This is a genomic window from Paenibacillus sp. KS-LC4, from assembly GCF_036894955.1.
In the GTDB taxonomy this organism is placed as follows: Bacteria; Bacillota; Bacilli; order Paenibacillales; family Paenibacillaceae; genus Pristimantibacillus.
In genome coordinates this window covers 4,436,056-4,449,125 of sequence record NZ_CP145905.1, presented here as the reverse complement: position 1 = coordinate 4,449,125, position 13,070 = coordinate 4,436,056, and the positions used below count along the sequence as shown (strand labels likewise).

Here is a 13,070-nt window from a genome sequence, read left to right as displayed (position 1 = left end):
CGGGAATGCGTCGGCAGAAGTGGCCGTTTATGGTATAGTGTATAGTAGCTTTTAAAAAAACAGACGGCTGTGTAAGGAGAGGGGCAAAATAAAGCCATGAGATTATATACGCGTACAGGAGATAGCGGAGAAACGGCCCTAATTGGCGGGCGTGTCCGCAAGGATGATATTCGGGTAGAAGCCTATGGCACGATTGATGAGTTGAACTGCTTCGTTGGACAGGCGGCTGCGGAGGCTGCACAGCATGAGCAGCTCGCAGAGATGGCAGCACTGCTGGTCGATATTCAGCAGGAGCTGTTCGATTGCGGATCAGACCTTGCTTATGCGAGGCCGGGAGCACCGCTTAAGGTGACGCCGGAGCCGGCAGAGCGTCTGGAGCAGATCATTGATGTATATATTACGGAGGCGCCGGAAATAACTCGGTTTATTTTGCCGGGGGGAAGTCCACTGTCGTCACTGCTGCATGTTTGTCGCACCGTCTGTCGCCGGGCCGAGCGCCGTGTCGTGACGCTGGCTGCGGATCATCCTGCTAACCCAGAGGTGACGAAATATTTGAATCGCCTGTCGGATTTCTTTTTTGCGGCTGCTCGTGTAGCGAACGCCAAGCTCGGCGTTCCGGATACCGAATATATTAGAAGCAAGGAAGTGTTCCGGAAACGGAAAAAATAATGAATACAGGCGATTGGATGAACAACGATGGAATATTGGATATAGATGCTAAGTATTATACGCCGCTGATTGTCGTTGTGGGGGCGGAGGATGCGGGGAAGTCCGTACGTGCCATAGTGGAGCGAAGACTTGGCGTATCGCGCAGCCTGCTGTCGCGAGTCAAGCTGACGGAACATGGCATTACTGTCAATGAACAGCGTGTCTATACGACCGCGACAGTTGCGGAAGGGGATATCATTCGCATTCGGATGGAGAAAGAGATATCGGAGGATATTTTGCCGGAGCCAATTCCACTCCAAATTGTGTATGAGGATGAGTATTTGCTCATTCTTAATAAACCGCCTGGTATTGTTGTGCACCCGACGCAAGGGCATTACACGGGTACGCTGGCAAATGGCGTTGTGTATCATTGGAGGGAGCGGAACGAGAAGGTACGCTTCCGCCCGGTCAATCGCTTGGATGAGGATACCTCAGGACTTGTCGTCATTGCAAAGAGTCCGTATATCCACCAGCAGTTATCCGACCAGCTTCAGGCAGATGCCATTACGAAGCGTTATGCGGCTTTCGTATATGGCGTTCCTCCCGAGCAGGCAGGTACAATTAATGAACCGATTGACCGTAATCCAGATTCGCCGCATGTCCGAATTGTGACGCCGACAGGCTATCCGTCGGTCACACATTATGAGGTTGCGGCGGAGTATGGAGAGGGTGCTGCATCCCTTGTTCGTCTCCGGCTGGAAACAGGACGCACGCACCAAATTCGCGTGCATATGAAATATATCGGCTGTCCGCTGATTGGCGATGGGATGTATGGACTGCCGCCAGAAGCAGGAGAGCTTTGTGCAGCGTGGGAGGAAGCAGTTGGAAGGCAAGCTCTGCATGCGGAGATGCTCGGTTTGACGCATCCGATGACTGGGCAATGGATGGAGTGGCGAGCTGAGCTGCCGGAGCAGCTAATGCGGCTGGAGCAGATGCTGGAGCAGCAAGAAAAGTGAGCCAGAAGCAACTAAATAAAGAAACTGGGCAGTGAAAAGTTCTAAATAGAGTTCCATTTGCAGGGGATGTCAATACAAATGCGCTACCATAATAGTGGATTGTATGACGCTCGAAGCAGAAGGGAAATTTAAAGGACGCTTGCGTCAGTAAATGGCAAAATCGGAAGCGAGGCAGTCTCCTCTGTCGGATATTGCAGGCGCGAGAAATACCGCAGCAAATGCCATTGCTGCGGCTCTTTATTGTGCAACGAATTAATTCGTTGCGACTGCCGAACGATAATACGGCAATCTTATGACATTCGTCGCAACTGCAGGTTGCGTTCTCGAAAACGTTCATTATGGGAGGAAACGCCGGCCATTTTCCCTGCATCCGGGTCCAGATAGAGCATGGCGCTGTTGACGCCGAGCACGGCATCATTGAAGGCGCCGGCGATCAGCCGAACCTTGCTGCCATAGGTGACACAGTCTCCGGCGCCGAACACGCCGGGAATGCCCGTCTGCATGGTCTCATTGACCACGAACCCGTATTCGCTCAGTTGCAGGCCCCATTTTTTGAGTGCACCATAATTGCGCTTGTATCCATGATTGACTAGCACTGCATCGACCTTCAGTTGCTGAATGCTGCCATCTACGCTGTTGGCCAGGCTCACATGCGCGATGCGACCATCCTGCCCATGCAGGTGATGCAAAGCATATGGGGTGAGAATCGTGGCATGTTTGTACAGCCGTTCGAGGTTGCGTTCCAGCGCGTCAAATTGCGTACGTCGATGCACTACCGTCACTTTGGCGCCATAATCATGCAGATCGTTGGCCCAATCGACTGCGGCATTGCCTCCTCCCGATATGAGGATGTGCTTGCCGGCGAAGATGGCGCCATCGGTAATGGTATAGTAAAGATTGCTCCAATCCTGTCGCTGGTCGTCTTCAACCTGCAACTTCTCCAGTTCAGTAATGCCTCTGCCAGCGCAAAGCAGGACGGTGCGGGTGTAATGCTCCGTACCGCATGTACTGTGCAAGATTAATACTCCGTCTTCCCGCTTGGTTAAATCGTGAATTTCCTGTCCGAGCACAATGGTTGGATCGAAGGTGCGCGCTTGCTGTTCCAGCGCATGGATTAGCGACTCACAGCGAGTCGGTCCCACTGCCCCGACATCCCAGACGGTTTTCTCCGGATACCTCCACATAAATCCGCCTAATTGGGGTTTGGCTTCGATCAATTTGGTTTTCATCGCCCGAATACCGCTGTAGAAGGCAGCGTACATGCCAGCCGGTCCGCCGCCGATGATCGTCAAGTCGTAAATGGTTTCAGACATGCCTGGCTCCTCCTTATTGTGCGGATGCGATCGACTCCACGATAAAGTCGATCAGATAAGTGTAGCCAATCGGCCCTTCGCCTTGCACCAGCTCCTTGGTCTCTACTTCGAATACACGGTTGTTCTGTACGGCATCTAATTTTTTCCATAATACACTTTCCATTAGATCGTTCCATGACTGATCACTGTCATCGCCTTCAAGAACCCTTTTTTCAATGAAGATGTAATCAGGATTGACTTCAGGCAAGATTTCCAGCGATAGCGGATTGAACCAGGCTTCTCCGCCTTTGAGCGCTTCCGGAATTTGCAGGCCCAACTGCTGATAGAACAATTCGCTGGCGCCCTGGCTGTTCATACCCAGGTAGCGATATTGTTTGGGATCGACCCGCAGGACGAGCACCGTCTTATCTTTAACAAGAGGAGCCAGTTGTTTCTTGGCTGTTTCCACCTTCTCCTGATAAGCAGCGGTCGCGCTTTCCAATTCGTCTTCACGTTCGAAGATAGCGGCCAGAGCCGGCATGGCATCCTTCATAAAAACCGTACCAGGGACAGCGATGGTAGGTGCAATTTTACTGAGTTGCTCATAGATGCCATCGACGACTGCGGCACCATAAGCCACAATCAAGTCGCTGTTGAGCGATGTCAGCAGTTCGTAGTTTTGCTCGTATTGCGGGTACTCGATCATTTCAACGCCGTGTTCGGCAAAATAATCGAAGCGGTAGTCCGGCTCGGCGTCAGAGACATAGAGAACGCCAGAAGGAATGATGCCCAATTCAATTAAATATTCGGCGTAGCGCGTTCCGATGACAATCATGCGCTGCGGATTTGTAGGAATTTCCACTTCCCCGAACATGTCGGTTACTGTCCGGGTCAGGGCTTGCTCATTGTCAGCTAAAGGACGATTTGCCTCCTGCTCCTCTTGCTTGCCGTCTTCATTCGACTCGGTGTCGGTTATTTTCTCCTCCTGAGCTTGAGCGGCGTTGTCTAAAGAATTTCCTCCTCCATTAGCCGAATCATTGGAGGCGCAGCCTGCTAGTACCAGCATTAGCGCAAGCGTGGCTCCCAGTAATAGGGACATTTTGCGAAACATATCGTTCATTCTCCTCTTCTTATAATAATGATAATCGTTATCATTTGATGAGTATAGCAAATGCGGATATTCAGCTCCATGTTTGTCTGTGCGCAATCAGATGGAGGATTGTGCGCGAATAAACGCAGCTTCCTGATAGGGCTCATGGGCCGCTCAAATATTCAACGATCTGATCTACGACCTGCCGATATCCGAATGCGCCGCAGCCGGTGAGCCACATTCGGGTGGTAATTGGGTACACCCTATTGCCTCGTACAGCCTTCAATCCAAGCCAGAGCGGGTGCTGCTGCAATTGCTGCATATAGGCAGCGGAGGAGCCGCCATCGAAGATGCGATTTTCAAGGAATATGTAATCGGGATCGGCTTCGGCCAATCTTGCGATATCCAGCGTGCTGCACCAGCCCGAATGATCAGGCAGCCCGCTCGGCAAACGGAGCGCTAGCTCATCATAGAGCAGACTGGCCGGGTTAATATGAGACTTGCTGTTCATGTAGCGGAAGCCATGACCTTCGACCCGAATGATCAGGGCGGTTGCCTGGGCTTCAAGATGCGGGATCAATCGCTTGCGCGCTCGCATGAGATAGTTATCATAAGTGTTCTTCCAAGTGTCAGCCCTGACCTGCCTGCCAAGCAACGGCGCCAGATCGGCGATGAAATGCCGACAATCGATGTCATCTGCGCATAATGTCGGCGCAATGTCGCGCAGGCGCTCTCTGTCGCTCTCCGGTATGCGCTGGGTAATAATCCATTGCGGTTGATAGGGCATCAGTGCGGCAACTGGCAGCGCGTATTGCGGGACAGGTATAACCGGAATGCCGTGCTGGTCAAACAAGCTCTGCTGGTGTTCCGCAATTAACGGCGGATAGGCCAGCACGCAGCAAGGGACGATGCCCAGCGCCAGAAGCCCCTCGGCTATACGCGGCAAGCCGGCTGCAATCCGGCGTTCGGCAATGTGTTTGGGGAAACGGGCAGGGGTGATGCCTACGGAAGCCTTGAACCGCTTGCTGAAGTAGAATACGTCATCGAACCCGCTTAACCGCGAGGCTTCTTGCACACGCATGCCCTGCAATAAGTACTCCTGTGCCCGATTCATCCGGTAGCGCAGCAGGAAATCCATAGGGGATTGGCCAGTCTGTTCCTTGAATTTGCGCGAGAAATGCGAGGGACTCATGCTGGCTTGGCGAGCCAATTGTTCGCGAGTTAGGCTGGAGCGGAAATGTTGCTTGATGTGCAACATGGCGCGTTCAATCGTTGGTTGCTTATCTTGGACGTGTTGTTCATTGTATAATTGAGCCAACAGCCTGCTGCATGCAGCTTGCAGGAAAATATCGCGCTCAGGCTGCCAATCATGCAGTTCGTTCAACTGCTCCTCCACTTGACTTAATTCGGTTTCGTCCAATACCGCTAAGCTGAAGCCGCACTCGGAGGGGGCCTTCCACTGCATACGTAGGTTTTTGTTGTCAGGCTGTTGCAACGCAGATAGGTCAAGCAAAGCAAATGTCAGCTTGTACCCCTTGAATATTGGGACATCCAGAGTAAACGGCTCCATCTGGCAGTAGGCTTCCACAGCAAGCAGACTGCCGCGTTCCAGATGACAGTCCCGTCCGTTGACCTGCCAGTCAGCGCGTCCGGCGGTGATAACGAACAGGGTGTTGTCATCAAGCTGCGTGCCGGAGCCGAGTGCTTGTTGAAGTGTTTGAAAGGGGATCAGATTCCATTCCCAGACGATGCGTGATTTGTTGCGATGCAATGATGTGGCCTCCTCATTAAATAAGCTTCGATTGACCGAAGCCAGTCGTATGCGCGGCTGCTTCGATCCAACTGACTATCTGTTTGCAAGTATACCAGATTTGGCTGTCCGGTGAAAAAAGACAGCTTTGGTGCGGAATCCGGCGGCTTTCAAGCTCGCACAAGGGCAGAATCGCAATGGAAGCAAAGATTTATTGCTTCTCTGGAAGGTGATATTTTGCCTGTAAGGATGTTTATGTAAGTGATTCTATCTTTCATAGCTACAGAGCAGATTTACTTCCTCAAGTATGAGGTAGTACAAGATGAATCAGCTATACTGTTCTATGCTCGGAATCCATAGTTTCAAATATAACAATCGCCAACCGAATAAACGAAAATTATGTAGAAATATCTTCATACTAGACAGTGAAAGAAACTTATCGAATAATAGTAGATAGAAAAACAACCTAATCAAGCGAGCTTGTGATATCCTAAGGTTCTCACACCAGAAGGGAGATTGGAGCGCTGAAAGGGTCACAGGGATAGTTTACCCGATTTCATAAAAATCGACTGGCTTTTTCATGATGGAGAACTTTTGACTGTGCAGTAAATAAACAAATAAAACTTGGTGCGGCTAAGCCGCCCTATTCTATTAATGATTTAAGCTACGGAGGAGAAGTAATAATGAGTGCAAATTTATGGCAGACAGGAAAGATTACCGTTTTTCAATATCCGAAATGTGGTACATGCCGCAGCGCTGTAAAATCGCTGCAGGCGAAAGGGCATGAGCTGGAGCTTAAGCATATTGTCGAGGAGACGCCGACAGCGGAGCAACTGAGGGAGCTGGTTAAGCTTAGCGGACTCGAATTGAAAAAGTTTTTTAATACCTCTGGAGATGTGTATCGCGAGCTTGGGCTGAAGGACAAGCTCTCCTCGATGAGCGAGGAGGAGCAGCTGGCGCTGCTCGCTTCGAGCGGCATGCTGATCAAGCGCCCGATTGCTACAGATGGAACGAAGGCGACGGTTGGCTTCAAAGAGGAGCAATACGTACAGGAATGGAATGGGTGAGCGCGGCATGACGTTGGGAAAATGGCGCTCCAATCGGCTGGATGAGCTGGGCTCCTCCATTTTTGCCGAGGTTATTCAATGGAAGAAGGAAGCGCGGGCTTCCGGTATGAACGTGATTGATTTGGATATTGGCAGCCCGGACAAGCCGCCATCCGCTGCTGTTATGGAAACGATTAGCGCGGCGGCGCTGAACCCGAAGCAGTATGGCTATATGGGGACGCGGGGCAGCGATGCCTTTCGCCAAACGGCGGCGGAGTGGATGGCATTTCGCTTCGGGGTGCAGGTAGATCCGGAGGCGGAGCTGCTTTCGCTAATGGGCTCGCAGGATGGGCTGGCGCATTTGGCTATGGCAATCTGCAATCCCGGCGACGAGGTGCTGCTGCCAAATCCGGGGTATCCGATTTATGCAGGGTCGCTGGCAATCGCTGGAGTAAAGCCGATTTTTTATCCGCTGACAGCGGAAAACGGCTTTCTGCCCGATGTAGAGGCGATTACAGAGGAGCAGTGGCGCCGTGCAACGTTTATTTTGCTAAATTATCCGGGCAATCCGGTTTCGACAGTTGCAGACATGGCGTTGTTTGAGCTGGTGCTGGAGAAAGCGCGCAAGCATGATGTGCTTGTCATCAACGATGCTGCTTATTCTGAAATGGCGTTTGACGGCTTTGTGCCGCCGAGCATTCTAGCTGCTGATGGGGGAATGGAGCGCGCAATCGAAATTCACTCCTTATCAAAAAGCTATAATATGGCGGGCTGCCGCATCGGTTTTGTAACGGGCAACCGGGAAGCGGTTGGCGCGCTGCGCGAGCTGAAGGACAATATTGATTACGGCATCTTTTCCGTCGTTCAGGAGGCTGGTGTCGCTGCCCTGAAGGAAGCGATGTCGCCAAGTGCGCCGCCTAAGGCGGGAAGGCTGTACGAGCAGCGCCGCGACGTGTTTGTGCAGGCGCTGCAAGCAAACGGGTGGCAGGTGGAGAAGCCGAGGGCAACGATGTTCCTTTGGGCGGCGCTGCCAGATATGGCTTGGGCGCATCCTGACGGGCCGTGGACATCGCGGCTCATAGCCCGCGAGCTGCTGGAGCAGACGGGAGTAGCGATTATTCCGGGCGAAGCCTTCGGTAGTGAAGGCGAGGGTTATGTGCGCCTTGCGCTTGTGATGGAAGAGGAGCGGCTGCTTGAGGCAGCAGAGCGGATTGGCCGTTTTATTCGCGGTGAGGCGCGGGTGCAGCAGCACTCTGCAACTTAAGTGAGAGCGGAGTGGGGGCGACGCTTCGCTTCGTCAATGAACGTTCCAAACGGTGGTGAGCGGACGTTAGCGCAGCAAGCTTATTGACCTCAGGCATACCATGCTCCCGATATGAAAGCATGAATTTTACAAATGGAGAAGATTACATTTATGAATGAAAATAAAATTTTGATTGTTGATGGAATGGCGTTGCTATTCCGGGCATTTTACGCCCAATCCTACAGCGCAAGACGACTCGATGACGGAACGCCGACAAACGCCATATATGGTTTTTTTCAATATCTCTTTGATGCGGTAACTGCCTTTGAGCCGACTCATGTTATTTGCTGCTGGGATATGGGGAGCAAAACCTTTAGAACAGATCTTTATCCAAATTATAAGGGGAACAGACCTGAGGCTCCAGAGGATCTCATTCCACAGTTCAGCTTGGTAAAAGAGATTGTTGCTGCCCTTCATATTCCTAATGTTGGGTTAGAGGGCTATGAAGCGGACGACTGCATTGGCACGATTTCAACTAAAGTTAGCGCGCTTGGTCAGGTGTATATTTTGACTGGGGACCATGATATGCTTCAGCTAGTATCCGACCGAATTCACGTAGTCATTATGAAGAAGGGCAGATCTAATTATGCTATCTATGACTTAGACTTCTTGAAATTGGATAAAGGAATACATCCGTTTCAGGTAGTTGAAATGAAGGGTTTAACGGGCGATACAAGCGACAATTATCCAGGTGTAAAAGGAATTGGAGAAAAAACGGCTCTAAAGCTGCTAGCCGAATATGAATCTATTGAGGGTATTCTTAACAATTTGGACAAGGTACCCGCAGGAATAAAGGCAAAAATTGAGTCGGATATGGATATGCTTCATCTATCTAGAACGCTTGCACGAATAAATATTGAGGTGCCGATTGCCTGTGTATTAGATGAATGCTTATTCAATATTCAATTGGAAACCGCAACACAGGTGTTTGACAAATATCGCTTAACCTCATTATTAAAGATGATTGGTTAAAATAGAGATGACCTTTGAATTCCGTTGAATTCAGAGGTCATCTTTTTTATATTTTTAAGTTTCTCCAAGAACAAATGACTTAACTATGACGGTGGGAGCATTCTGCGCAATACTACACTGCAAACACTCCAATATGAAAGGGAATCAGCGCTGTTATTAAAAAAAGGTAAAGGCTGAAAAAAGGTGAATCCTTACTTTCTAATAAATGTTAATCCGTAAAATTTAGATAATATCATTAGAATGGATCGAAACGGTATAGTCGTTACATGGATTGGGTTTTTTGTTGATTATTGCTAGCCATATCGGCAATCGGGTTGATCTGAAGCTTCAAACGAAACATCAGAGAGATGACAACTGTAGAGACAATAAACGCAATGCCTGAGCATAGGTACATGAAGGATAATGGCAGGAACGTACTAAGCCATCCGGAAACCATGGTCATGAGTACCATGGAGCCCATGAAGATCGGGCCAAAAGCTCCATTAACTCTTCCTACATAAGCTTCATCCGTCGTTTTCATCACAATGGAGTTAATTCCCACTTGTATGAAGGGGAGGACAAAGCCTCGAATGAACTGCATCGCCAGAGATAAGAAGAGAAGGGTTGAAAATCCCATACCGATCACGGAGAAGGCGCTAAAGAGATTGCCGATGGCTAAAATTTTCTGAGAGGGCACCAGCTTTGAGATTCCTACAACGAGCAAGCCTCCAGCAACGGTTGCTACAACATTGGTGCTGGCAAACCACTGATAATATTCTTTATCTAATTGCAGTTGATCAACGACGATGAAAATACCGAGCGGCTGAATGATACCGACAGCCACTCCCCCAAGGCCGAAAGCGATGCCAAGCAAACGAAGTGCCGGATTTTGTAGGACATATGTAAAGCCGCCGCGCAATTCAAACCAGAAGGAATCCCTTTTGTTCCTAGTTTTGCCCATCTTGTCTGGTGGCAGCAGGGTTAAAGTGACGGCCGACAAAACAAAGGCGATGGCTACTAATGTAAGGGAGACTTTAATGCCGTATGCGCTATAAACGAAAGTTCCAAATACCGGGCCGATGACCACAAAGACGCTTATCAACGTTTGGTACATCGCCATCCCCGTCTGAATATGCTCCTCCGGCACATGCTGCTTAAATAATTTCATTCCGGAGGGCTGCGAAAATTGCGATAGTATCGCGGATAGCAGCGTCGTGAAAAATATGGCTTTCCATGAGCCTGCGATTAAGGCTGCTAAGATGGTCAGCAGCGATAGGGCACTGAGTAAATCACAGTAAATCATCGTTTTTTTTGGTTTCCAACGATCCGCAAACGTACCGCCGATGACAGAGAAGATGAGAATCGGTGCATATTCGGCCACATAGAGCAGTGACACGGCAACGGTATCGTTATTTGTCATTTCCATAACAAACAATAGAATCGCAAAGTTTCGCATCCAGACGCCTATTTGCAGAAACAGACTGGATATCAGAATGACGCGAATAAACCTGTTGCCGAAAAAATCGGACGCAGATAAAAATCGTTTTACTCTTTGCACCATGTTTGATCGCTCCTACTAATCTTTGATCTTTCCGTCTTTGCATTAAAAATACCACGAACCGCTCACACCTACAACAGAACCTTAAAATGTGGATACATTATGTGATTTCAGCTATTAACGCGTAACGAAAGGAGGTGAATACAATTTGGAAGATCAAAATCAATTGAAGTGGATTATCCTGCAAATGCTTGTGACCTCAAACAGCCGGACTACGGATTTGCTTGAGGTTATAACGATGGATCGGCTGCGGCCTATTGTTGCTAGTCAATCTCATGTATCCGGAGGCAAGCTATTGCGTGAGTCGTTCCTGATTACGGAGAGGGATAAACGATATGTATCGCAGAACATCGTTTTAATTGATCCGGCCTACGTTCCCTCTACGCTGCTGGAGCAGATTATGAGTAAGAAGGAGGGCATTGGTCATGTGCTCAGAGTAAGCCATACTCGTGATATTCGAAGCATGATTCAGTATGGCTGGCGGCTTACAGCCGAGGCCGTGGATTTATTTGATCAACCATATCGCCTTCGATTTCAGGAGCATCGCCGGGTTCCATTCAAGGAATATAAGATGACCTTTCCTCCATTTCAGGAAAGCGGTGTGCATCTCATTGAATATTTTAATCCGGATATGATTCGATTGAATAGCGAATGGAACCAGTCATTTATGGATGAGGAAGGGGAGCACGATAGGATGAACAGACAACAAATGTTCGATGAAGTGATGAATATGATTACAAGGCAGATGAATATACAGATGAATCAAGGCGAGGTTGACGAGACAATGCCGCTTGGTGACAACGGGCTTGAGCTGGACTCTATTCAAATTATAGAGCTTGCTGCCAGGATAGAGGCGCAGTTCGGCTTGACTATAGCCGATAGCGAGCTCATTCAAATTGGCGGGTACACAGTCGGACAACTGATTGGCACTTTACATGAGCGAGTTAATGCCGTATGAGTGAGAGCCCGCTGATTAGCAAGGAGGCAATTAAAAGTCTACTGCTAGAGAATCAGTTGTTCGTCTCAAGGCCAGATGAGATGAACGATGATTCATCCATTATGATGGATTCTTTATGCCTCATATGGTTTCTCGATATGCTTGAGCATCGCAATCAGATTTATTTGCAGCTTGAAGACGAGGATTACGAGCGCTTCGACTCTATCACCTCCATTTACCAGCTCATTCAGGAGAAGGGAGTAAGGATGGAGAGGCATACAAACATGATGTGAGAAAAGGGGTGCGCGATGAGCAATCGGGTAGTGGTAACGGGAATCGGTGTAATGGTTCCAAACGGATTTGGAGAAGAAGCTGTTAAGAGGAGCGTACTGGCGGGAGAGCATCTTTTTAGGCCGGTTACACGCTTCGAAAGCACGCCTTTCCGATCTGCTTTCGCAGCCGAATCCGATTTCAAGGGAAGCTTGCTCGAACTGGGGGTACGCTTGGCCGAGGAGGCCGTTGCTTCCTCCGGCATAAATGATTTATCGGAATCGTCCATCGTACTTGGCCTGCAAGGCGATTACAATGCGCTTCAACAGTACTGGAGGTTGAAGTCCTCCGGTCAGCATTCGGCTATACCGATATCGGAATATTTGCCATCCTACCATTTGAAGGTATTAGCTGACCAGTACCGAGTTAAGGGCAACGTTAGAAAAATAAGCTTAAACAATGCTTGTATTGCATCCAGCAATGCAATAGGCGTTGCTTACGAGATGATCAGCAGGGGACAATCGGAAACAGCACTTTGCGGCGGATATTCTCTAGTAACGGAGGAAATGTTTGCGAAGTTTAATTCAGGCCGCACGTTTGCTTCGGACGGCCGCGTAAGGGCATTTTCGGCCAATCGTTCAGGCATGCTGCTCGGAGATGGCGGGGCAATGCTCCTGCTCGAAAGCCTGGAGCATGCCGAGAAGCGCGGAGCTACGATTTTGGCCGAAATACTTGGCTGGGGGTTATCCTGTGACGCCTTCCATGTGTGCCAGCCTCATCCAGATGGAAACGGTATGGCGCTTGCCATTGAGAGGGCATTGGCCGCAGCCTCTATTCATAAGGAAGAAATAGATTATATCCATGCTCATGGAACGGGGACTCCTCTTAATGATCGTGCAGAAACGGCGGCGATCAAGCAAGCATTTGGCACAAAGGCTTATGATACACCGATCTCATCAACGAAGACGATGACGGGACATATTTTGGAGGGCACTGGAGCACTTGAGACGGCACTTTCCATCTTGGCGATGAAGCACGATACGATTCCGCCCACAGTGGGTTATGAACAGCAGGATCCCCATTGTGACTTGGACTATGTACCGAATTCTCCAAGAAAGAAGCAATTGAACAAAGTTATTAACTTAAATGCGTCCTTCGGAGGTAACAATACAGCTATTGTTCTACAAAAATGGGTGGAGAGGGGATAAT

12 protein-coding genes are annotated in these 13,070 nt (G+C 49.4%); 8 read left to right on the top strand and 4 right to left on the bottom strand.

What is annotated here, in order from left to right:
* Positions 1 to 96 precede the first annotated feature (96 nt).
* On the top strand, positions 97 to 669 hold the full coding sequence (locus V5J77_RS18750) for a cob(I)yrinic acid a,c-diamide adenosyltransferase (protein WP_046233090.1): 573 nt from the start codon (positions 97 to 99) through the stop codon (positions 667 to 669).
* Complete coding sequence (locus V5J77_RS18745) at positions 669 to 1,664, top strand: RluA family pseudouridine synthase (protein WP_338552337.1); 996 nt, start codon at positions 669 to 671, stop codon at positions 1,662 to 1,664. The genes V5J77_RS18750 and V5J77_RS18745 overlap by 1 nt, the downstream gene beginning before the upstream one ends.
* A gap of 290 nt (positions 1,665 to 1,954) precedes the next feature.
* Here V5J77_RS18745 and V5J77_RS18740 read toward each other — a convergent pair whose 3' ends face one another.
* From V5J77_RS18740 to V5J77_RS18730, 3 genes are all read right to left on the bottom strand, one after another.
* Positions 1,955 to 2,977 carry an NAD(P)/FAD-dependent oxidoreductase gene (locus V5J77_RS18740; RefSeq protein WP_338552336.1) on the bottom strand — a complete coding sequence of 341 codons (1,023 nt, stop codon included), beginning with the start codon at positions 2,975 to 2,977 and terminating at the stop codon, positions 1,955 to 1,957.
* A 13-nt stretch (positions 2,978 to 2,990) separates the two neighbouring features.
* Positions 2,991 to 4,067: an ABC transporter substrate-binding protein gene (locus V5J77_RS18735; protein WP_338552335.1), complete on the bottom strand. Its 1,077-nt coding sequence runs from the start codon at positions 4,065 to 4,067 to the stop codon at positions 2,991 to 2,993.
* A 142-nt stretch (positions 4,068 to 4,209) separates the two neighbouring features.
* Complete coding sequence (locus tag V5J77_RS18730) at positions 4,210 to 5,817, bottom strand: helix-turn-helix domain-containing protein (protein WP_338552334.1); 1,608 nt, start codon at positions 5,815 to 5,817, stop codon at positions 4,210 to 4,212.
* 662 nt (positions 5,818 to 6,479) lie between these two features.
* Here V5J77_RS18730 and V5J77_RS18725 point away from each other — a divergent pair.
* From V5J77_RS18725 to V5J77_RS18715, 3 genes are all read left to right on the top strand, one after another.
* On the top strand, positions 6,480 to 6,863 hold the full coding sequence (locus V5J77_RS18725) for an arsenate reductase family protein (RefSeq protein WP_338552333.1): 384 nt from the start codon (positions 6,480 to 6,482) through the stop codon (positions 6,861 to 6,863).
* A gap of 7 nt (positions 6,864 to 6,870) precedes the next feature.
* The gene (locus V5J77_RS18720) at positions 6,871 to 8,106 is read left to right on the top strand and encodes an aminotransferase class I/II-fold pyridoxal phosphate-dependent enzyme (protein WP_338552332.1); all 1,236 of its coding nucleotides are present in this window, start codon (positions 6,871 to 6,873) and stop codon (positions 8,104 to 8,106) included.
* A 150-nt stretch (positions 8,107 to 8,256) separates the two neighbouring features.
* Positions 8,257 to 9,117 carry a 5'-3' exonuclease H3TH domain-containing protein gene (locus tag V5J77_RS18715; RefSeq protein WP_338552331.1) on the top strand — a complete coding sequence of 287 codons (861 nt, stop codon included), beginning with the start codon at positions 8,257 to 8,259 and terminating at the stop codon, positions 9,115 to 9,117.
* A gap of 262 nt (positions 9,118 to 9,379) precedes the next feature.
* Here the strand turns inward: V5J77_RS18715 and V5J77_RS18710 are convergent, their stop codons facing one another.
* Entirely contained in the window at positions 9,380 to 10,657 is a 1,278-nt protein-coding gene (locus tag V5J77_RS18710; protein WP_338552330.1) for an MFS transporter, read from the bottom strand.
* A 145-nt stretch (positions 10,658 to 10,802) separates the two neighbouring features.
* Between V5J77_RS18710 and V5J77_RS18705 the strand changes: the two genes are divergently transcribed.
* From V5J77_RS18705 to V5J77_RS18695, 3 genes are read left to right on the top strand one after another with little or no spacing between them, the layout of a single operon-like run.
* On the top strand, positions 10,803 to 11,612 hold the full coding sequence (locus tag V5J77_RS18705) for an acyl carrier protein (protein WP_338552328.1): 810 nt from the start codon (positions 10,803 to 10,805) through the stop codon (positions 11,610 to 11,612).
* Positions 11,609 to 11,884 (top strand): hypothetical protein, encoded by a 276-nt coding sequence (locus tag V5J77_RS18700; RefSeq protein ID WP_338552327.1) that lies wholly within the window; start codon positions 11,609 to 11,611, stop codon positions 11,882 to 11,884. Before V5J77_RS18705 ends, V5J77_RS18700 begins: the two co-directional genes overlap by 4 nt.
* 15 nt (positions 11,885 to 11,899) lie before the next feature.
* On the top strand, positions 11,900 to 13,069 hold the full coding sequence (locus V5J77_RS18695) for a beta-ketoacyl-[acyl-carrier-protein] synthase family protein (protein ID WP_338552326.1): 1,170 nt from the start codon (positions 11,900 to 11,902) through the stop codon (positions 13,067 to 13,069).
* The last annotated feature ends 1 nt before the right edge of the window (position 13,070 follow it).